Origin of the sequence: Pseudomonas sp. WPR_5_2, assembly GCF_003634475.1 — a bacterium.
GTDB lineage: Bacteria > Pseudomonadota > Gammaproteobacteria > Pseudomonadales > Pseudomonadaceae > Aquipseudomonas > Aquipseudomonas izuensis.
Genome location: NZ_RBLA01000002.1, coordinates 481,790 through 501,047, shown reverse-complemented (window position 1 = coordinate 501,047; position 19,258 = coordinate 481,790). Strand labels below are relative to the sequence as shown.

19 protein-coding genes are annotated in these 19,258 nt (G+C 61.2%); 9 read left to right on the top strand and 10 right to left on the bottom strand.

Features of this window, described 5'->3' with window-relative positions:
* Window positions 1–142: 142 nt before the first annotated feature.
* A complete protein-coding gene (locus tag BJ917_RS10965) occupies window positions 143–532 on the bottom strand; it encodes a cytochrome c family protein (RefSeq protein ID WP_096510178.1) in 390 nt (129 codons plus the stop codon).
* 209 nt (window positions 533–741) lie between these two features.
* On the opposite strand from BJ917_RS10965, the gene BJ917_RS10960 reads away from it, so the two are divergent.
* Together BJ917_RS10960 and BJ917_RS10955 are read left to right on the top strand one after the other, a co-directional pair.
* Entirely contained in the window at window positions 742–1,494 is a 753-nt protein-coding gene (locus BJ917_RS10960) for an SDR family oxidoreductase (RefSeq protein ID WP_121103352.1), read from the top strand.
* 78 nt (window positions 1,495–1,572) lie between these two features.
* A complete protein-coding gene (locus BJ917_RS10955) occupies window positions 1,573–1,974 on the top strand; it encodes a cupin domain-containing protein (RefSeq protein ID WP_096510176.1) in 402 nt (133 codons plus the stop codon).
* 73 nt (window positions 1,975–2,047) lie between these two features.
* Here BJ917_RS10955 and BJ917_RS10950 read toward each other — a convergent pair whose 3' ends face one another.
* Window positions 2,048–2,383 carry a hypothetical protein gene (locus BJ917_RS10950; RefSeq protein WP_096510175.1) on the bottom strand — a complete coding sequence of 112 codons (336 nt, stop codon included), beginning with the start codon at window positions 2,381–2,383 and terminating at the stop codon, window positions 2,048–2,050.
* 217 nt (window positions 2,384–2,600) lie between these two features.
* A complete protein-coding gene (locus tag BJ917_RS10945) occupies window positions 2,601–3,431 on the bottom strand; it encodes an oxidoreductase (protein WP_096510174.1) in 831 nt (276 codons plus the stop codon).
* Window positions 3,432–3,561: 130 nt separating this feature from the next.
* On the opposite strand from BJ917_RS10945, the gene BJ917_RS10940 reads away from it, so the two are divergent.
* A complete protein-coding gene (locus tag BJ917_RS10940; protein WP_121103351.1) occupies window positions 3,562–4,458 on the top strand; it encodes a LysR family transcriptional regulator in 897 nt (298 codons plus the stop codon).
* Between the two features lie 215 nt (window positions 4,459–4,673).
* Here the strand turns inward: BJ917_RS10940 and BJ917_RS10930 are convergent, their stop codons facing one another.
* A complete protein-coding gene (locus BJ917_RS10930) occupies window positions 4,674–5,393 on the bottom strand; it encodes a cysteine hydrolase family protein (RefSeq protein WP_121103349.1) in 720 nt (239 codons plus the stop codon).
* 153 nt (window positions 5,394–5,546) lie between these two features.
* Here BJ917_RS10930 and BJ917_RS10925 point away from each other — a divergent pair, with 153 nt between their 5' ends.
* The gene (locus BJ917_RS10925; RefSeq protein ID WP_121103348.1) at window positions 5,547–6,437 is read left to right on the top strand and encodes an AraC family transcriptional regulator; all 891 of its coding nucleotides are present in this window, start codon (window positions 5,547–5,549) and stop codon (window positions 6,435–6,437) included.
* A gap of 19 nt (window positions 6,438–6,456) precedes the next feature.
* Window positions 6,457–6,774, top strand: coding sequence for an NIPSNAP family protein (locus tag BJ917_RS10920; RefSeq protein ID WP_121103347.1), 318 nt, complete (start codon window positions 6,457–6,459; stop codon window positions 6,772–6,774).
* 4 nt (window positions 6,775–6,778) lie between these two features.
* Here BJ917_RS10920 and BJ917_RS10915 read toward each other — a convergent pair whose 3' ends face one another.
* The 5 genes from BJ917_RS10915 to speB form a co-directional block, all read right to left on the bottom strand.
* Entirely contained in the window at window positions 6,779–7,264 is a 486-nt protein-coding gene (locus BJ917_RS10915; protein ID WP_096510169.1) for an N-acetyltransferase, read from the bottom strand.
* A gap of 319 nt (window positions 7,265–7,583) precedes the next feature.
* Window positions 7,584–9,272, bottom strand: a complete 1,689-nt coding sequence (gene betA, locus BJ917_RS10910; protein ID WP_121103346.1) for a choline dehydrogenase — start codon at window positions 9,270–9,272, stop codon at window positions 7,584–7,586.
* A gap of 3 nt (window positions 9,273–9,275) precedes the next feature.
* Window positions 9,276–10,829 (bottom strand): cytosine permease, encoded by a 1,554-nt coding sequence (locus tag BJ917_RS10905; protein ID WP_096510167.1) that lies wholly within the window; start codon window positions 10,827–10,829, stop codon window positions 9,276–9,278.
* A gap of 195 nt (window positions 10,830–11,024) precedes the next feature.
* Complete coding sequence (locus BJ917_RS10900; RefSeq protein WP_121103345.1) at window positions 11,025–12,533, bottom strand: aldehyde dehydrogenase; 1,509 nt, start codon at window positions 12,531–12,533, stop codon at window positions 11,025–11,027.
* Window positions 12,534–12,543: 10 nt separating this feature from the next.
* Window positions 12,544–13,542, bottom strand: a complete 999-nt coding sequence (gene speB, locus BJ917_RS10895; RefSeq protein ID WP_096510165.1) for an agmatinase — start codon at window positions 13,540–13,542, stop codon at window positions 12,544–12,546.
* Between the two features lie 151 nt (window positions 13,543–13,693).
* Here speB and BJ917_RS10890 point away from each other — a divergent pair, with 151 nt between their 5' ends.
* The 4 genes from BJ917_RS10890 (at window position 13,694) to BJ917_RS10875 (ending at window position 17,952) form a co-directional block, all read left to right on the top strand.
* Window positions 13,694–14,617, top strand: coding sequence for a LysR family transcriptional regulator (locus BJ917_RS10890; protein ID WP_096510164.1), 924 nt, complete (start codon window positions 13,694–13,696; stop codon window positions 14,615–14,617).
* Between the two features lie 352 nt (window positions 14,618–14,969).
* Window positions 14,970–16,226: a serine hydroxymethyltransferase gene (gene glyA / locus BJ917_RS10885; RefSeq protein WP_096515295.1), complete on the top strand. Its 1,257-nt coding sequence runs from the start codon at window positions 14,970–14,972 to the stop codon at window positions 16,224–16,226.
* Between the two features lie 245 nt (window positions 16,227–16,471).
* Complete coding sequence (locus BJ917_RS10880; RefSeq protein ID WP_096510163.1) at window positions 16,472–17,239, top strand: M15 family metallopeptidase; 768 nt, start codon at window positions 16,472–16,474, stop codon at window positions 17,237–17,239.
* Window positions 17,236–17,952, top strand: coding sequence for a L,D-transpeptidase (locus BJ917_RS10875; protein ID WP_121103344.1), 717 nt, complete (start codon window positions 17,236–17,238; stop codon window positions 17,950–17,952). The genes BJ917_RS10880 and BJ917_RS10875 overlap by 4 nt, the downstream gene beginning before the upstream one ends.
* A gap of 48 nt (window positions 17,953–18,000) precedes the next feature.
* Here BJ917_RS10875 and BJ917_RS10870 read toward each other — a convergent pair whose 3' ends face one another.
* Window positions 18,001–19,095: a sterol desaturase family protein gene (locus tag BJ917_RS10870; RefSeq protein WP_121103343.1), complete on the bottom strand. Its 1,095-nt coding sequence runs from the start codon at window positions 19,093–19,095 to the stop codon at window positions 18,001–18,003.
* Between the last annotated feature and the right edge of the window lie 163 nt (window positions 19,096–19,258).

Below are 19,258 nucleotides of genomic sequence, written 5' to 3'. Positions count from 1 at the left end.
TCTGATTCATGGATTTGGTGGGGCAACTATCGCTTTCGCGAGCAGGCTCGCTCCCACAGGGGAAATGCATTCCAAATGTGGGAGCGAGCCTGCTCGCGAAGGCGGCATCAGATTCAACATATTTGACCCTGGCTCACCCTCGTCACGGCGCCGGAAAGGACTCCAGGTACGCCAACAAATCATCGATCTTCTCCTGATCGCTGATTCCCCAGAAAATCATCCGCGTCCCCGACACCACCGCCTTCGGGTCTTCGATATACGCCGCCAGTTTCTCCCGCGTCCAGACAATGCCGGAGGACTTCATCGCCTCCGAGTACTGATAGTCCGTCGTGCTTCCCGCCGTGCGCCCGACAATACCGTTGAGCTGCGGACCAAAAAACGCCCGCGCCGACTCGCCGATCTGATGGCAGCCACTGCACATGCGCTTGAACAGTTTCCCGCCCGCCTCGGCATCTCCCTGCGCGTTCGTCTGCGCGGCGAACAGGCCTGCACCGAGGCTCAGGACGAGGGTCATCACGGCCGCTTTGTTCATTTACAGCTCCAGCCTGTAGCGAAAAAAATGGCCGCCATTTGAGCATGACCAGGGTATTAAACCGAAGCTTTTCAGACGCACGAGGCCCATGCCTGCCGTCCATCCCGCCAATCCACGCCCCGCTTTCGCCCGCCTAGACTAGCTACTCACAACATGCGTGGCATGAGCAGCCGCCACACATTCCCACACCAACAAACGGAGGCACAATCATGAAAATTGTCGTCATCGGCGGTACAGGCTTGATCGGAACACAGCTCTGCAAACTCCTGCGTGAAGGTGGCCACGATGTGCTGTCGGCCTCGCCGAGATCGGGCGTCAACGCCGTCACCGGGGAAGGATTGGAGGCCGCACTCAAAGGCGCCGAGGTGGTGGTTGACGTCGCCAACTCACCCTCGTTCGAAGATGCCGCCGTGCTCGAATTCTTCGAAAAATCCGGGCGCAACCTCGCCGCCGCCGAGAAGGCCGCCGGGATCAAGCACCACATCGCCCTCTCGGTGGTGGGGACGGAACGGATGCTCGAAAGCGGTTACTTCCGCGCCAAGATGGCCCAGGAAGAATTGATCAAGAAATCCGGGGTGCCCTTTACGATTCTGCGTGCCACGCAGTTTTTCGAGTTCATCGGCGCCATTGTCCAATTCAGCATGCAAGGCGACACCGCTCGCTTGACCTCGGCCGCCCTGCAACCGGTCGCCTCGGCCGACGTCGCGGCGGCGCTGGCTAAAATTGCCGTGGCGGCGCCCACGGGCCAGACACTGGAAGTGGCCGGCCCGGACAAGCAACCCCTGGTGTTGTTCGCCAAGACCTACCTGCAACACACCGGGGATAAGCGCGAAGTGGTTACCGACGATAACGCCGGATACTACGGCGCAAGCATCAACGACCAGTCGCTGACCCCGGGCGCCAATCCCATCCTCGGCAAGATTCATTTCGATCAGTGGCTCAAGAGTACAAGCACCCAGTGATGACGGACGGGGGCGTCCGGTTCGCTCCCTGCCCGATCAGGCCAAGGCCCCGCCCTCCACTCTCATCAGGAGCATCCCATGAGAACGCCCATTATTGCCGCCTTGCTTGCCCTGCCGTTCACCACAATGCCAGCCCTGGCGGCCGATGCACCACATCCGGATGTCAAAGTGATCTCGGAAACGGCACTTCCCGATTACCCGGGCAAAGAAGTGCTGATGCTCACCGTCGAATTCCCGCCCGGCGGTGCCGACCCGGTTCATCGGCACGACGCCCATGGCTTCATCTATGTGCTCGAAGGCTCCATCGTCATGGCGGTCAAGGGTGGCAAGGAAGTCACGCTGATGCCCGGACAGAGCTTCTACGAAGGCCCCAATGACATACACACCGTGGGCCGCAATGCCAGCAAGGACAAACCCGCCAAATTCGTCGTGTTTCTATTGAAGGACCAGGGCAAGCCACCGGTCATCCCGGTCCCTTGACCCTGAGAGCAGCTGCATAAAACAAAAAATCCGGAGCCTGATACAGGACTCCGGATTTTTTGGGTGACTGCAATTACTGAACGTTTTTCAGCTTGATCACATCACCGGAAACCTGGGTGGTGTAGCCGTTGAGCACCCATGCCCAGAACCAGCGTTCCTGCACCTGGGTGTTGATCATGGCATCGCCGCCCTTGGCTTTGATCGCCTCGTCCTGTGCCCGCACAAAACGACTGTTCTGACGAATCGGGATCACGCCGAAGAGCATCAGGCCCGTGGCGCTCGCTTCGCTGTGGCCCAGTACGGTGTACTGATTGCTGTCGTATTGCCGGGTGTTCATTGGCGCACTGCTGCAACCCGCCAACACCAGACCAGCCAAGGCACCCGCCACCACTTTACTGAGGTATTTCACTGCACAACTCCATGAGTAAGCGCCCGGGATCCAGCTCTCGAGCGGCGCACACTGTAACGAAAATGATGGCCAATGGATATCATGCACTCATACCACCACATCCCCCTGTAGGAGCTGGCTTGCCAGCGAAAGCGGCCTGACATCCAACATCACAGTTGACTGACCCGCCGCCATCGCAAGCAAGCTCGCTCCACATCAGGTTTGATGCCTTAACGTTTCAATCCTTGAAATCCGTGGACAGCGCCAGTTCGTTCCACTCGGCCAGTTCCTGGGCGACAAAACGGTTTTTCGCTTCGATGCGCGCAATGGTATCGCTGCCCAGGGCCAGCCGTTGTGGCGGGTTCGGCGCATTGACCAAGGCCAACATGGCCTCGGCGAACTTCACCGGATCACCGGGTTGGGCATGGTTGGCTGACTCGGCATATTTGCGCATCGCCCCCACCGTCTCGTCGTAATCCGGCAATTCCAGCGCGGTCTTCACCAACGATTGCTCGTCGAGGAAGTCAGTGCGGAAGAAGCCCGGCTCAACCACCGTGGCATGGATGCCCAGCGGCGCCAGTTCCTGATGCAGGGCCTCGGTGATGCCTTCCACCGCAAACTTGGTGGAACCGTAGACCCCCCAGCCCATGTAGGCCTGGTAGCCACCGATGGAGGAGATGTTGATGACATGCCCGGCGCGCTGGCGACGCATGTGCGGCAGTACCGCGCGGGTCACGTTGAGCACGCCGAAGACGTTGGTGGCGAACAGACGCTCGGTCTCGCTGGCGCTGGTTTCTTCCACCGCGCCCAACACACCGAAGCCGGCATTGTTGATCAGCACATCGATGCGGCCGAAACGCTTGATGCCTTGCGCCACGGCCTGATGCGCTTCTTCCTCGCGGGTCACGTCCAGGCGCACGGCCAGCAGGTTCGGATGATCGCCCAGGCGGGCAGTGATTTCTTCGGGTTTGCGAGCCGTGGCAATCACCGCGTCGCCGGCACGCAGAGCACGTTCTGCGATGAGAGTGCCAAAACCACGGGAAGCTCCAGTAATGAACCAAGTACGCATTTCAACTCCTCCTGTCAGCGACCCGAGCGTGATTGCCGGGCCTTCTTGATGAGTTGACGCCACTTTAAAACTCCACTACTGATGTGATAATCCCAATAATTTTGCATGGCTTTGTGAAAGGCATTCACAGATGAAAGCTCCTTCAGCGGCAGACCTCTCGATCTTCCTGAGCGTGGCCAATCACCTGAACTTCAGCCGGGCGGCGGTCGAACTGGGCGTGACGCCTTCGGCGCTGAGCCATGCCGTGCGCACCCTGGAGAACCGGCTCGGCGTCCGGCTATTCAACCGCACCACCCGCAGCGTCGGCCTGACCGAGGCCGGCGAACGCCTGCGCGCGCGATTGCAACCGGCCTTTCGCGACATCGACGATGCCCTGGAAGACCTGAACAACTACCGCGACAAACCCTCGGGCAGCCTGCGCATCACCGCCGGACGCCAGGCCGCGGAACTGGTGCTGTTGCCGCTGGCCAGCGAATTCCTCGCGGCCTATCCGGACGTGAAACTGGAGATCGTGGCGGACGACGGCCTGGTGGATGTGGTCGCCGGCGGTTTTGATGCCGGTGTGCGCTTCGGTGCGCGGCTGGAGGCCGACATGGTCTCGCTGCCCATCGGCTCCTATCTGCGCTCGGTGGTCGTGGGCTCGCCAGCGTTCTTTGCCCGGCACGCCGTCCCGCACAAGCCCGAAGACCTGCATGGTCTGCCGTGCATCCGCCATCGCTTTCCCAGCGGATCGCTGTATCGCTGGGAGTTCGAACGTGGCGGCATTGCCGAGGAAATCGAAGTCGACGGTCCGTTGACCCTGGGCGATGTGAGCCTGATGGTCGGCCCGGCGTTGCAGGGCGTCGGCATCGCCTACCTCTTCGAAGACATGGTCAAGGCGCAGCTGGCCGACGGCCGTCTGGTACAAGTGCTGGGCGACTGGTGTCCCTACTATCCGGGGCTGCACCTGTATTACCCGAGTCGTCGCCATGTACCGGCGACGCTCAAGGCTTTCATCGAGTTCGTGCGCGCGGCCCGGGAATCGTAGGAGCCAAGGAACACCGCTTCCACATTGGGTGGCGGGTGTACCCGGAATTCAGTGGCGACAAATCACTACTGTGGGAGCGAGCCTGCTCGCGAAAGCGGTGGATCAGTCAGCATTAATGTTGAATGTGCCGGCCCCTTCGCGAGCAGGCTCGCTCCCACAAGGGATTTGTTGTGTTCCCGGGTTTTGTGTTCACCCACGTTCAACTGTGGGTGCGATCAGGGTTTGAGGTAGTCCAGGGTCTGCGCCGTGGTCCACAGGGCGTTGGCGATGTAGCGGTAGTTGATCAACGCCGCCAGGTAGCCATCGCCTTCCGGGGTGGTCGGGCCGGCGGTGGCGTCACGGACCACGGCCACTTCAAAACCCTGCTCCAGCAGTTCACGCAAATGCGACTCGACACAGAGATTCGCCGCCATGCCCGCCAGAATGATCTGCGACACGCCGTGCTTGCGCAGTTGCAGCGCCAGGTCATTGGTTTCCGGGCCGTACACCTTGTGCGGCGAGGCAATGATGGTTTTACCGTCGAGGATGTATGGCTTGAACTCGGGCATGAAATCGGCACCGGAGTTTTCAAAACCGTCGAGGGTCAGCGGTCCCTGGCGATCGAACATGCAGATGCTGTGCATGACCTTTTCCAGCGGCCCGCCAAAGTGCCATTCGTGGTCGCACGGGTAGTAGTAATGCGGGGAAACCGCGGCGGTGATGCCCGCATCTTTGGCCGCGGCGAACAACTGGCCGAGGTGATTGACCACATCGTGCTCGACGATGCTCTTACCGAAAACACCCCAGCTCACGCCCTCGGGGCTGAGGAAGTCGATCTGCGGGTCGATGACCACCAGCGCGGCGCGGGACAGGTCAAGCTTCATGCCCGGGTCCGGCAGCGCCGGCTCTGCAGGGTCGGCGTATTCGGCGGCGGTGCGGATCGAATCATGGCTCATGTAAACGGACTCCAGTCGTGGACGAGAAAAATCGCTGTGCGCCATGGCTCCCTGGAGGGGCGTTGATTACCATCGGCGAGCACTGCATCCTACGGCTGCGCCCTGCTCCACGTTTGCCAGGACGTACAGAGTCTTTACCCGGGCGTCTCCAACATGGATATCCTTTCCGAATTCTTCGAACGCACGCACCTGCAGGGCCGGCTGTTCTTCGCCGGTCCCGTGGACGGCACACTGGTGCTCGACAAACCGCCGGGCATGGCGTTTATCCATGTGATCAGTCGCGGCGATATCGACATGGTGCAGCCGGGGTTGCCGAACATTTCCATCAACGAGCCCAGCGTGTTGTTTTGTCCCAGCAGTTGCCGTTATCAACTGCGCTCCAGCTCCGCGCAAGGTGCCGAACTGATCTGCGCCTCCTTCCAGTTCGGACGCAATGCCCTGCAACCTTTCCCGCTCGGGCTCAAGGAAACCCTGGTGTTTCCGTTCCGGCAGCTGGACAACCTCACGCCCCTGCTCGGCACCCTGATCAACGAATTCCAGGACCAGGCCCCCGGGCGGACCAAGGCGCTCAACCTGCTGCTCGAATACCTCTTCGTGCAGCTGGTGCGGCGCTCGGTGATGGAAGGCAAGATCTCCGGCGGCCTGCTGTATGCCCTTCAGGATGGGCGCCTGGCGACGGTGTTCAGCCGGATTCACGAGGAACCGGAGGCACTCTGGACCGTAGAGAAACTGGCTCATCTTGCGAACATGTCCCGGTCGAAATTCTCGGCGTGTTTCACCCGGATCATGCAGATCTCACCGATGGGCTACGTGACCGCCTGGCGCATGAAGCTGGCCCAGGACCTGCTGCGCGACGGGGTGCAGATCAAGGTGATAGCCGCGTCGGTGGGCTACAGTTCGCAAGCATCATTCTCCAGAACCTTCCTCAACGTGGTGGGCAGCCCACCGGCCGAATGGCTCAAGCGCGATGCAAGCGGTGAAGATGCGCCTCAGGTCAAGGTGCGGGTGCTGCCCGACCGGCCCAATGATTTAACCAGCCACTAACTTGTCAGAGAGAAAACAGATGGTCACTTGCTACCTGAAATACGTGCTCGACCCGTTCAAGCTCGAAGCGTTCGAGCATTACGGCAAGCTGTGGATTCCGCTGGTGGAGAAATTCGGCGGCCAGCATCACGGCTACTTCCTGCCGTCCGAAGGCGCCAACAACATCGCCATGGCCATGTTCACCTTCCCCAGCCTGGCGGCCTACGAAACTTACCGGCAGCAGTCGGCGAGCGATCCACAATGCATCGCCGCCTTCAAGTACGCCGAAGAAACCCGCTGCATCCTCAGCTATGAGCGCAGCTTTTTCAGGCCGGTCTTCGGTGACGCCAAACGCTGACCGACTAGCCTTGGGATGGCGCCTTGGCTGAAGGTGGCTTGGTCAAATCCAGGCAGTAGGTGTAGTAACCCGGATCACGCACCCACCCCAACGACTCATACAAACCCTGCGCGCTGTGATTGTCGGTGGCGGTTTCCAGGGTCATGCCTTTGGCGCCCATCAACCGGGCAAAGTCGCGGGCGGTGTTCATCAGCAGCGTACCGACGCCCTTGCCCCGGGCGGCGGGCGTGGTGAACAGATCGCCGAGCAGCCAGGTGCGATGAGCGTCGATGGAGGAAAACGTCGGGAACATCTGCACGAAACCCAGGGTTTCGCCGCTGGTGTCCTCGGCATGGAAAATCACCGACTCGTCGCGGGCGATCCGTTCGGCAATGAAGGCGCGAGATTGCGGCAGGTTCGATGGCTGGCCGTAGAAGCCGCGATAGGCGTCGAATAACGGGGCGATTTTGTCGATGTGGGAAGCGTCGGCGCGCAGGGCCTGGATAGGCATGAGGGTGCTCCATTGCGGTCTCGGGGAGTTACAGACTAGCAATGGAAATGGTTTTCTTCCTGTGGGAGCGAGCCTGCTCGCGAAGGGGCCATAACATTCAACATTGATGTTGACTGGCCCATCGCTTTCGCGAGCAGGCTCGCTCCCACAGTTGAACTGGTTTCTCCATAACAATCAGGTCGATTCATAGGCCGCCTTCGCTGGCAAGCCAGCTCCCACAGAGGGTCGAGTACATCTGCCAAAGTCAGGTCGGCTGTCAGGCCGCCTTCGCGGGCAAGCCCGCTCCCCACAGGGGATTGGGGATACCCGCGAAATCAAGTCAGACCCGCACGTTACGCCCCGGCAACGACGAGCGTTGGCTGCTTTCCCAGTTTTCCACCAGCCCCACCGGCACCTCCGATGCCGGCAGCATCGTCACCCCGCGAACCAGATCCGAAGCCCGCTCGGCCAGCATGATGGTCGGTGCATTGAGGTTGCCGTTCGGTTCGGTCGGGAACACCGAGGAGTCGATCACCCGCAACCCGGCAATGCCATGCACCCGCAACTCGGAATCCACCACCGCCATATCGTCCTCGCCCATGCGGCACGAGCCGCAAGGGTGGTAGGTGCTTTCGAGGTTTTCACGGACGAAGGCGTCGATCTGTTCATCGGTTTGCACCAGCGGACCGGGGGCGATTTCGCCGTCGCGGAAACGGTCCATCGCCTTCTGGCCGATGATCTCGCGCGTCAGGCGGATGCAGCGGCGGAAACCTTCGCGGTCTTCTTCGCGTTGCAGGTAGTTGAAGCGAATTTCCGGGTGTTCGTAAGGGTCAGCGGAACGGACCCGCACATAGCCGCGACTTTTCGGTTTATTCGGTCCGGTGAGCACCATGAAGCCGTGGCCCTTGATCGGCTTGTTACCGTCGTAGCGCATGGCCGCCGGCAGAAAGTGGAACTGGATGTCCGGCCAGCGCAGGCCCTTGTCGGAGCGAATGAAACCACCGGCCTCGAAGTGGTTGGTAGCGCCCAGGCCATCCTTGAACAGCAGCCAGCGCAGGCCAATCAACAACTTGCTCAGCGGGTCCATTTTGCTGTTGAGCGTCACCGGTTCCTTGCAGCCGAACTGGATGTACACCTCGGCGTGATCCTGCAGGTTCTCCCCGACTCCCGGCAGGTCATGACGCACGACGATCCCGGCTTTGCGCAGGACTTCGGCCGGGCCGATGCCGGAGCGTTGCAGCAGGTGCGGCGAACCAATGGGACCTGACGAAATCAGCACTTCACGGTTGCAATACACCTCGTGGGTCTGGCCGTCGTGGTCATAGCGGATACCCACCGCGCGCTTGCCGTCGAGAATGATCTGCCGGGTCATGGCGTGGGTGATCACGGTCAGGTTCGGCCGCCCCATGGCGGGACGCAGATAGGCATTGGCGGTAGAGCAGCGCACGCCATTCTTCACGGTCATGTGCATCGCACCAAAGCCTTCCTGCATGAAGCCATTGCAGTCGTCGGTCTTGATGTAGCCCGCTTCGGCACCGGCTTCGACCCAGGCCCCATACAGCGGGTTTTTCATGTGGTTGCCATTGGTGGTGTGCAGCGGCCCGGTTTGCCCGCGATAACTGTCACCCCCCGACTCGTAGCTCTCGGCCCGCTTGAAGTACGGCAGGCAATTCTTATAGCCCCAGCCTTGGGCACCGAGGGTTTCCCACTCGTCGAAGTCATAGGCGTGGCCACGGATGTAGACCAGGCCGTTGATCGACGATGACCCACCCAACACCTTGCCACGCGGGCAGTGAATGCGCCGGCCATTGAGGTAAGTTTCCGGCTCGGTTTCGTAGCGCCAGTTGTACTTTTTGGTGTTCATCGGAATCGAAAACGCACTGGGCATCTGGATCACCACACTGCGGTCGCTGCCACCGAATTCCAGTACCAGTACCGAGGTGCAAGGGTCTTCGCTCAGGCGGTTGGCCAACACACAACCGGCAGAGCCTGCGCCAATGATGATGTAGTCGTATTTTTGCGTAGCCATGATTTATCTCCGGACCGCCGACTCGTTGAACACACTGAGCGAGTCGCCGGTGGTGTATTGCGGGCAGGTTTTTTCGATGTGCTGGATGACGGTTTCTTCGCGCTTGAGATCGATCGAGCGGCTCAGCCAGTAGTACGCCAGCCCCGACACGATCAGCCCGACCAGCCAGGCGATGTCGATGCTGCCCAGCGCCTTGGCCAGCGGGCCGACATACACCTCGCGCTGCTCGACGCCATCAAAGATGTAGAAGAACGGGATCATCGAGATGAAGCCGATGGCGTACGCGGCGATGCCACGCAGACCCCAGCTGCCGTAGAGGTTGCCGTGGGGCATGAAGAAGTGCGGGATGGCGTAGCGGCCCTTGCGCACGAAGAAGTAGTCGGTGAGGTTGACCGAGGTCCACGGCACCAGGAAGTACAACATCACCACCAGATAGATACCGAGCACCGACAGGCCCTTGCCCGAGCTCTGGATGCTCAGGGCCACACCCAGTTGCAGCAGGATCACGAAAGCGATCGCCAGGATGCGTGCCTTGCGGGTCGGTTCGATGTGCTTGATCGAGTCGACGCAGGTCAATGTGGTCAGCTTGGCGCTGTAGATGTTCATCGCGATCACCGGCAAGAACGCCAGGATCGTGATGACCACCACCGCCGTGCCCATCAGTGGCGACACGGTATTGCCGACTTGCCCCAGGGCCACCAGCACGTCGGTGGAGTGCAGGTGATCGGCCAGCCAGCCGCCAACGGAAATCATCCACGCGCCGGACAACGAGGCACCGAGGAACACCACCGCAATCAACTTGCCGCTGGAGGTGTTCTTCGGCAGGTAACGGGAGTAATCGGACACATAGGGTGCGTAAGCGATGTTGTAACTGGCCGCCGCCGCGAACTGGGCGATGAAACCAGTCCAGTTGAAGCCCAGCGGCGCCGGTGCCACTTCGCCGTCGGCGAGTGCCGGCAGCACCGCATCCGGCACCCAACCCATCAACACCGCCAGGGTTACCAGACCGTACAGCGGCAGTGACAGGTACAACGCCCATTTGAAGCTGCGGTGCATCCAGTCATGGCCGAGAATCGCCAGCACCGCCGCCGGAATGGTCACCGCCACCGCAATCACGGTGGGGCTGAAACCGAACAGCGTGTGCAGCCCTTGCATCATCAGCACCAGGTTGACGATGTTGAAGCCGGCGAACACGAATAGCGTCGCCAACAACACCAGAATCACCCCGCGATAACCGAACTGCGCCCGGGATTGGATCATTTGCGGCAGGCCAAGGTGCGGGCCTTGCGAACCATGAAAGGCCATGAACAGCGTGCCGAACATGATGCCCAGCGTGCCGGCGAGCGTGGTCCAGAGGGCGGTCAGGCCGACGCTGGGGCCGACGAAGCCGATGGTCATGGTGAAGAAGGTGAAGTTGCCGAGAAACCAGAACGGGCCCTGGCTCGACAGTTTGTCGGTGCGCTCGCTTTCCGGGATGAAATCGATGGAATGACTCTCGACCACGGACTTGTCGTCGAGGATGGACACACTCGGAGCAGGCTTGGCGTCAATGTTCATGATGGTCTCTTATTGTTGGAAGATCATGACGAGATAACCGCATTCTTTCGGGTGAACGACGTCCCTGTTGGAAGCCCTGTGAAGATCACTGTGGGAGCGAGCCTGCTCGCGAAGGCGATGTGTCAGGCGACATTAATGCTGGATGTGCCGGCCTCTTCGCGAGCAGGCTCGCTCCCACAGGTGCTGTGTGGTGTTTCAGGGCAAGGTGATCCACACCGCCTTGGTTTCGAGCAGGTAATCGAGCTGCTCGGCACCCAGGTCCTTGCCGAACCCGGACTGCTTGTAGCCACCGAACGGCATCGACGGGTCGAGGGTGCCGTGGGCGTTGACGTAGACCGAGCCCGCCTGCAACCGTGGAATCAGGCTGTGCACCTTGCCCAGGTCGTTGGAATACAGGGCCGCCGCCAGGCCATAGGCCGAGTCGTTGGCCAGGGCCAGCGCCTCTTCTTCATCGTCGAAGGGCGCGGTCACCAGCACCGGGCCGAAGATCTCTTCCTGGACGATGCGCATGTCGTTGCGGCAATGGGCGAAGATCGTCGGCTCGACGAAATAGCCCGGACCTTCGACTGGCTGGCCGCCGTAGACCAGTTCGGCACCTTCACGCTTGCCGGTTTCGATGTACTCGGTCACCCGCTGCTTCTGCTGGGCCGACACCAGCGGGCCGATGAAGCAGTCCGGATCCATGCCGGGCGCCATCTTCAACGTGCGGGTGTAGGCAATCAGTTCGCGCAGGAATTGGTCATAGACGCTGCGATGCACATAGGCCCGCGTACCGGCATCGCACACCTGCCCCGAGTTGAAGAACACACCGTTGGCGACCGCTTGCGCAGCGGCCGGGATGTCGGCATCGGCCAACACGATTACCGGTGATTTTCCTCCCAGTTCCAGGGTTAGTCGCTTCATTTCGTCCAGCGCGGCGCGGCCGACGGTGCGGCCCACCGGGGTCGAGCCGGTGAAGGTCAGTTTGTCGATGTCGGGGTGGGTGGCCATGGCCGCGCCGACCACGCTGCCGCGCCCGGTGACGATGTTGATCACACCGTCCGGAATCCCCGCTTGCTGCACCAGCTCGGCAAAACGCAGGGCCGACAGCGAGGTCAGTTCGGCGGGTTTGACCACCACGGTGCAACCGGTGGCCAACGCCGCCCCGAGTTTCCAGGCCATGGTTTGCAGGGGGAAGTTCCACGGCACGATGGCGCCGACCACCCCCACCGCTTCCTTGCGGGTATAGGCCAGGTAATTGCCCGGCAGCGAAGGCTCCACGGTGCGCCCGTGGAGCTTGGTCGCCCAACCGGCAAAATAACGCAGGGTATCGACTGTGCCCTGGATGTCGACATCCTTGGCGAACGCGACTGACTTGCCCATGTCGATTGATTCGATCTCGGCCAGTTCGGCAGCGTTTTCTTCAATCAGATCCGCCAGACGTTGCATCAGGCGTTCGCGCTCCGCCGGCTTGGCCTGGCGCCAGGCGCCGCCGTCGAACTGGGCGCGGGCAGCCTGCACCGCGCGGTCCAGATCCTCGACGGTGCCCATGGGAATGCGGGTGATCAGGCCTTCGGTCGATGGCTCGATGACTTCGGAGGTCTGGCCGTCGCTGGCCTCGACCCAGGCACCGCCGATGAACATTTTCTGCACCTTGCCAAGGAAGGTCTGGGTGGCTTCGCTGACGCCGTATTTCTGCAGGTAGCTTTTGACGATCGTGTCCATTGTCATGCTCTCAGGCCGGGGTGGCTTCGTGGATGGACTGCCGCGCCTGGGCGCGTTCGTGAAAGATGAAACCGATGCTGTTGAGCAGCAGTTGTGCGGCGAGAATCGAGGTCATGCCGGTCGGGTCGTAGACGGGTGCTACCTCCACCAGGTCCATGCCGACGATGTTGCCTTTGCTGCGTTTGGCCAGGGCCTGGATGATCTCCAGCACTTCGTAGTAGAGGAAGCCGCCGTGGCTGGGGGTGCCGGTGCCGGGGGCGATGGACGGGTCGAAACCGTCGATATCGATGGTGATGTAGTAGTTGATGTTCTGCGGGATCAGCGCCAGCACTCCGTCGACGCCCAAGCGACGAACATCGCGCACCGAAAGGATTTTCGAACCCGCCGCATGGGCCGCTTCGTAGTCATCGCGGTTGGACGACGACACGTTGCGGATGCCCATCTGGGTCATGCCGACAATGTGGTTCATTTCCGAGGCGCGACGCAGCGGATTGCCGTGGCCGTAGCGCACGCCGTGGCGCTCGTCGACGAAATCCAGGTGCGCATCGAAGTGGATGATGTGGATCGGTCCACGGCCTTCGAACGCCTTGATCACCGGCGCGTGCACCGAGTGATCGCCGCCGAGCACCACCGGCATGACCCCGGCATCGAGGATCTTGCGCACCGCGTATTCGGTGTTTTCGTTGCTGGTGACCATGTCGGTGTGGACGATGTCGGCATCACCGACGTCAACCATGCGCACGTCGGCGGCGGTCAGGTACATGACGTCATCTTCGTGGTCATAGGCGCCGGCATGGCCGAAGGAAAACAGCGTCGATGCCTCGCGAATGCCCCGTGGCCCGAAGCGTGCGCCGGAGCGCCACTGGGTGCCCATGTCGTTGGGCACGCCGAGCACCGCCACGTCCGCGTCCAGGGCGTCCCAGTCGGTGCACACCGGGGATTTGCCGAAGGTGCAATGCCCCACGAAGGGCAGGTTCAGGCGGCCGGATTCATAACCGTTGTTCGACATTTCAAGCCTCTCCACTTCTTGTTATCGGCTTGGCGGACTGCAGGGCGACCGCCGTTGGAGTGACTATGGGCGCAGCTTTTCGTGGAAAAAATGCTAAACATCAGATACTCATATCGGCATTGCCGATGCATCCACACACGGGAGGTCCAGGGTGATTCAACTGCACGATGTCGACCTGAAGTTGCTTCGGGTGTTTGCCACGATTGTCCGCTGTGGCGGTTTTTCCGCGGCGCAAGCGGCGTTGAACGCCGGCCAGTCGACCATCAGCGAACAGATGACTCACCTGGAGACCCGGCTCGGGGTCAAGCTCTGCCAGCGCGGGCGCAGTGGCTTTCGCCTCACCGAGCAAGGCGTGGCGATACATGAAGCCACTCAGCGCCTGCTCTCGGCGGTGGAAAATTTCTGCATGGACGCCGACGTGCTCAAGCAGCACATTAGCGGCAAGCTCAACCTGGGGATCATCGACACCACCATCACCGACCCTGACTCGCCGATCCCGCGCACCACCCAGCGCTTCGTCTCGCGGGGGCACGATGTGCACCTCAGCGTCTACGTCGGCGAACCCGCGGAACTGGAGGAACGGGTACTCGACGGTCGCTTGCACCTGGCCATCGGGCACTTCCCGATCCATGTGCCGGGGCTGTTGCATTCGCCGCTGTATCAGGAAGCCCTGGGGCTGTATTGCGGGCGGCGCCATCCACTGTTCGGCAGCCAGGCCGAAGGCGATGAACTGCTCGAAGAGATCAGCACCAGCCGCATTGTCGTGCGCGGCTACATGCAGCAATACGATCTGGAGCACCTGGGCGTCAGCAAGGCGGCGGCGACCGTGGACAATATCGAGGCACTGGCGATCCTGATCATCTCCGGCGCCTACCTGGGCTTTTTACCGGCCCACTTCGCCGCCCAGTGGATCAAGTCCGGCGAGATGCATCAGCTTGCCCCGCAGAGTCTGCAACTGATGTCGCCGTTCGACGTGATCACCCGGCGCGGCACGGCGCCGCCGCCGATTCTTCAGGCGTTCCTCGAAGACCTGGCGGCCTGTTCGCGTAAAGCGCCACCACCCGAGAAGCGCTGACGGATTTTCCTTTGTGGGAGCTGTATGCAAATCGCTACACCGTAGTGAAATCAAGACAAGCCCCTGATAACCCGCCTGGCCCGGACTTCGCTCGCCAATGCCTGCATGGCTGTATTGATTTCAATACGGCACGCCTGCGCCACTCAATCAAAAAAACACGTAAGTCTTTGTTTTAAAACACATAATCAATACTGGCATCGCCCTTGCGAACAACAACGTCCAACAACAACGAAACCCTGTAGGAGCGATGCTTGCTCGCGATGGCCGTTACGCGGTCTATCTGATGAACCGCGTCATCGTTCATCGCGAGCAAGCTTTGCTCCCACAGGAGTACAACCAAGGGGACTCCACCATGTTCAGCAAGCACGACCAGATCAAAGGCTACGACGACGCACTGCTGGCGGCGATGAACGCCGAAGACGCTCGGCAGGAACACCACATCGAGTTGATCGCCTCGGAAAACTACACCAGCCAGCGGGTGATGGAGGCGCAAGGCAGCGGCCTGACCAACAAGTACGCCGAGGGTTATCCGGGCAAGCGCTATTACGGTGGCTGCGAACACGTCGACGTGGTTGAGCAACTGGCCATCGACCGCGCCAAACAACTGTTCGGCGCCGATTACGCCAACGTGCAACCGCACTCCGGCAGCCAGGCCAACGCCGCGGTTTATCTGGCGTTGCTGCAAGCCGGTGACACCGTGCTGGGGATGAGCCTGGCCCACGGCGGTCACCTGACCCACGGTGCCAAGGTGAGTTTTTCCGGCAAGCTGTACAACGCCGTGCAGTACGGCATCGACACCGCGACCGGACTGATCGACTACGACGAAGTCGAACGCCTGGCGGTGGAGCATCAACCGAAGATGATCATTGCCGGGTTCTCCGCTTATTCGAAGACCCTGGACTTCCCGCGTTTTCGTGAGATTGCTGACAAGGTAGGCGCGTACCTGTTCGTGGACATGGCCCACGTCGCCGGGCTGGTGGCGACCGGCCTGTACCCGAATCCGATCCCGTTCGCCGACGTGGTCACCACCACGACCCACAAGACCCTGCGTGGTCCCCGTGGCGGGCTGATCCTGGCCAGGGCCAATGCCGAACTGGAGAAAAAGCTCAATGCCGCGGTGTTTCCCGGTGGCCAGGGTGGTCCTTTGATGCATGTGATCGCGGCCAAGGCCGTGTGCTTCAAGGAAGCGCTGGAACCCGCGTTCAAGAGCTATCAGGCGCAAGTGATCCGCAATGCCCAGGCGATGGCGCAGGTCTTTGTCGAACGGGGCTACGACGTGGTGTCCGGTGGCACCGACAACCATCTGTTCCTGGTCAGCCTGATTCGCCAGGGCCTGACCGGCAAGGACGCCGACGCCGCCCTCGGCCGTGCCGGCATCACCGTGAACAAGAACGCCGTGCCCAATGATCCGCAATCGCCGTTCGTGACGTCCGGCCTGCGCATCGGTACACCGGCAATCACCAGTCGCGGTTTCAAGGAAGCCCAGAGTATCGAGCTGGCAGGCTGGATCTGCGACATCCTCGATCACCTGGGCGATGCCGAAGTCGAAGCCCGGGTCGCCCGCCAGGCCGCGGCCATGTGCAGCGATTTCCCGGTCTATCGCGACTGATTTGCAGCGCATTCCCTTGTGGGAGCGAGCCTGCTCGCGAATGCGGTATGTCGGCTACATTGATGTCGACTGACAGGATCTCATCGCGAGCAAGCTCGCTCCCACAGGTTTCGTACCGACTGATCTCCCTGTAGGCGCTGGCTCGCCAGCGAAGACGGCGGCACAATCAGCCTCTGAGTTGGCTGACTGTCCGTTTTTTCGCTGGCAAGCCAGCGCCTACAGTGCATTTTCGGAGGCCCGGCACGATGCCATTTGCAGCTCGATCACTGCTCCTGTTCCTGAGCCTCACCCTGCCCTGCCTCGCCCATGCTGAAGACAGGCCCGCGCACATGGTGTATTTGCGCACGGTCGATCCCGGCATCGAGCAGGACATCCGCTATGCCGGCGCACACAATTTCACCGGTCATGCACTCGACGGCTACGAAGCGCCGGAGTGCCTGTTGTCGCTGGACGCCGCCAGGGCCCTCGCCCGGGTGCAATCGACACTGCGGGCGCAAGGCTATGGTTTAAAAGTATTCGACTGCTATCGCCCCAGTCGGGCGGTCGCGGACATGGGCCGTTTTGCGACGCAGCCGGGTGATCCGCGCAAGGCCGAGTTCTATCCACGGGTGGACAAGCAGGACTTCTGGCGCCTGGGCTACGTGGCACGGGTGTCCAATCACTCCAAAGGCGGCACTGTCGACCTGACACTGACCGGTCCCGACGCCCTGCCCGCCGACAGCTGGACGCCTTCAGCCACCCCCGTCGATTGCACGGCACCTTATGGTCAGCGCTGGCACGACGGCGCCGTCGACATGGGTACCGGCTTCGACTGCTTCGATGAGCGCGCCCACACCGACACCACGTTGATCAATGCCACCGCCCTGGAAAATCGCCAGCGGCTCACCCGTGCCATGGAGCAAGAGGGATTCACCGGCTACTCCGCCGAGTGGTGGCATTTCACATACACGCGGGATGCGTCGTTGAAGACGGTCATGGACTTCCCCATCACCCCGCTTGAGTCAACACCATGAACCGGTTGCTCAAGGCATGCGCCCTGCTGCTGTTGCCCTGTGCAGCCATGGCCCAGGGGCTCGACGACAGTCGGCAATTGATCGTCGTCACCAGCAAGGACTGGAATGACACTCAGGCCACCGCCCAACGATACGAACGCCACGGCAACACCTTTGAAAAATTCGAGGCACCGTTTCCGGTGGTGCTGGGCAAAAACGGCATGGCCTGGGGCAAGGGCCTCAACAGCGTTGCAGAACGCCAGGGACCGCTCAAACAGGAAGGCGATGGCAAGGCCCCGGCCGGGATCTTCAAGCTGGGCACGGCATTCGGCTATGCCCCAACGGCTGAAACCCGACTGCCCTACCTCGCGCTGACAACCACCATCGAATGCGTGGATGACAGCCAGTCCAAACGCTACAACCAACTGGTCGATGGCTCGACAGTCGACAAGGACTGGAACAGTTCCGAGCGCATGCGGCGCAACGATGACATGTATCGCCAAGGCATTTTCATCGAGCACAACACCCCGGCGTCCCCCGCCGCGGGCTCCTGCATTTTCTTCCACATCTGGCGCGGCCCCACGATGCCGACCCTTGGCTGTACCGCCATGGCGCCAGCGGATATCGCGCGCTTGTTCAGTTGGCTGGACCCGCGCCAGTCCCCGCTGCTGGTGCAATTGCCCGAGGCTGAATACCAACGCTTGCGTGAGCGCTGGCAGCTGCCCGAGCGTTGAACTACCTGTGGGAGCGAGCCTGCTCGCGAATGCGGTGTATCAGTCACATCAATGCTGAATGTGCCGACGTCTTCGCGAGCAGGCTCGCTCCCACAGGTTCAACGGAGCAGTGTTGCCCTTCTCGATCGTCGAAATGATGGATGGCGGGCGCCTGGTTTTGCGTAGCTTGCGCGCTGTTTCGACAAACGGCGTCACGATAAGGCTGTAGACCGTCAGGTAACGTTCGTGATCCGCCTCGCCGGTGCCGAAGCGGATCGCCTCGGGCTGCGACTGCGTGACGTAGAGCGTGCCGAACATCCAGTCCCAGAGTGACAGGTTGATCCCGAAATTTTTGTTGAAGTGCCGAGGGGCGTCGCTGTGGTGGATCTGGTGCTGGGCCGGGCTGTTGAGCACGTGCTCGACCACCGGCCCGAACGACAGCCAGACATGGCTGTGTCGCAGGTTGGCCGCCAGCGCGTTGAGGATGAACACCACGTAGGTCACGCCGAACAGCGTGTAGCGGCTGATCTCCCCGCCGCAGGCGTACCAGAAGAGGCCGGCAAAGGCGCTGAGGAACACGATATCGATCAGCCGCTCGACCATTTTCTCGATGAAATGCACCCGACTGGCCGTGACCGGCACCAGCACCGGCGCCGAATGATGGACTTTGTGAAACGCCCACAGGTAGCGGGAATGGTAGGCGCGATGGGCCCAGTAATGGATAAAGTCCTGCACGAGGAACACACCCAGCCCGTAGGCCAGGGTCAGTGCCAGGTGTTCTTCCACTTGCACCCGCGCCCCCCAAAGGTGCGTGAAGAAACGCATGTAGTCGCCGGAGCGCAGCACGTAGGGGTCGACCAGGCCAACAATGGGCACCACCAGCACGACTCGGAGGATCGCCCGCACAAAGTAGTAGCGGTAATCGAGCAATGCCGATGGATGTAAATGCACCCGGTTGCCGCCAATGAACTGCCAGAAAGAACGGGCGTCGGTCAGCCCGCGGGATCTGCGCACGCGGAACAGACCATAGGCAACGGCATAGGACGTGAAGAGAAAGGCGATACACAGACGGCCATTGAGATCGAAAAGGCCAAGGAATTGCTCGCTGACAGGGGCGATCACCCACCTGAACAGGTATTGGTAGAGTGGTGCGAGAACATCCATGACCGGCCTCATAACTGTAGGAGCGAGCTCGCTCGCGAAAAAATCAAACGCGCCGCCGGGCATCTGGTTTTACGCGTAATCGTTCACCACCATCGCGAGCGAGCTCGCTCCTACAGGGTTCGCGCTGTACCACCGAATGAAGACGTGATTGCGGATGTATCTT

Bases quoted from the DNA above. Each gene is read 5' to 3' on its own strand.
- BJ917_RS10965 (WP_096510178.1), bottom strand. From the start codon at position 532: ATGAACAAAGCGGCCGTGATGACCCTCGTCCTGAGCCTCGGTGCAGGC.
- BJ917_RS10960 (WP_121103352.1), top strand. From the start codon at position 742: ATGAAAATTGTCGTCATCGGCGGTACAGGCTTGATCGGAACACAGCTC.
- BJ917_RS10955 (WP_096510176.1), top strand. From the start codon at position 1,573: ATGAGAACGCCCATTATTGCCGCCTTGCTTGCCCTGCCGTTCACCACA.
- BJ917_RS10945 (WP_096510174.1), bottom strand. From the start codon at position 3,431: ATGCGTACTTGGTTCATTACTGGAGCTTCCCGTGGTTTTGGCACTCTC.
- BJ917_RS10940 (WP_121103351.1), top strand. From the start codon at position 3,562: ATGAAAGCTCCTTCAGCGGCAGACCTCTCGATCTTCCTGAGCGTGGCC.
- BJ917_RS10930 (WP_121103349.1), bottom strand. From the start codon at position 5,393: ATGAGCCATGATTCGATCCGCACCGCCGCCGAATACGCCGACCCTGCA.
- BJ917_RS10925 (WP_121103348.1), top strand. From the start codon at position 5,547: ATGGATATCCTTTCCGAATTCTTCGAACGCACGCACCTGCAGGGCCGG.
- BJ917_RS10920 (WP_121103347.1), top strand. From the start codon at position 6,457: ATGGTCACTTGCTACCTGAAATACGTGCTCGACCCGTTCAAGCTCGAA.
- BJ917_RS10915 (WP_096510169.1), bottom strand. From the start codon at position 7,264: ATGCCTATCCAGGCCCTGCGCGCCGACGCTTCCCACATCGACAAAATC.
- betA (WP_121103346.1), bottom strand. From the start codon at position 9,272: ATGGCTACGCAAAAATACGACTACATCATCATTGGCGCAGGCTCTGCC.
- BJ917_RS10905 (WP_096510167.1), bottom strand. From the start codon at position 10,829: ATGAACATTGACGCCAAGCCTGCTCCGAGTGTGTCCATCCTCGACGAC.
- BJ917_RS10900 (WP_121103345.1), bottom strand. From the start codon at position 12,533: ATGGACACGATCGTCAAAAGCTACCTGCAGAAATACGGCGTCAGCGAA.
- speB (WP_096510165.1), bottom strand. From the start codon at position 13,542: ATGTCGAACAACGGTTATGAATCCGGCCGCCTGAACCTGCCCTTCGTG.
- glyA (WP_096515295.1), top strand. From the start codon at position 14,970: ATGTTCAGCAAGCACGACCAGATCAAAGGCTACGACGACGCACTGCTG.
- BJ917_RS10880 (WP_096510163.1), top strand. From the start codon at position 16,472: ATGCCATTTGCAGCTCGATCACTGCTCCTGTTCCTGAGCCTCACCCTG.
- BJ917_RS10875 (WP_121103344.1), top strand. From the start codon at position 17,236: ATGAACCGGTTGCTCAAGGCATGCGCCCTGCTGCTGTTGCCCTGTGCA.
- BJ917_RS10870 (WP_121103343.1), bottom strand. From the start codon at position 19,095: ATGGATGTTCTCGCACCACTCTACCAATACCTGTTCAGGTGGGTGATC.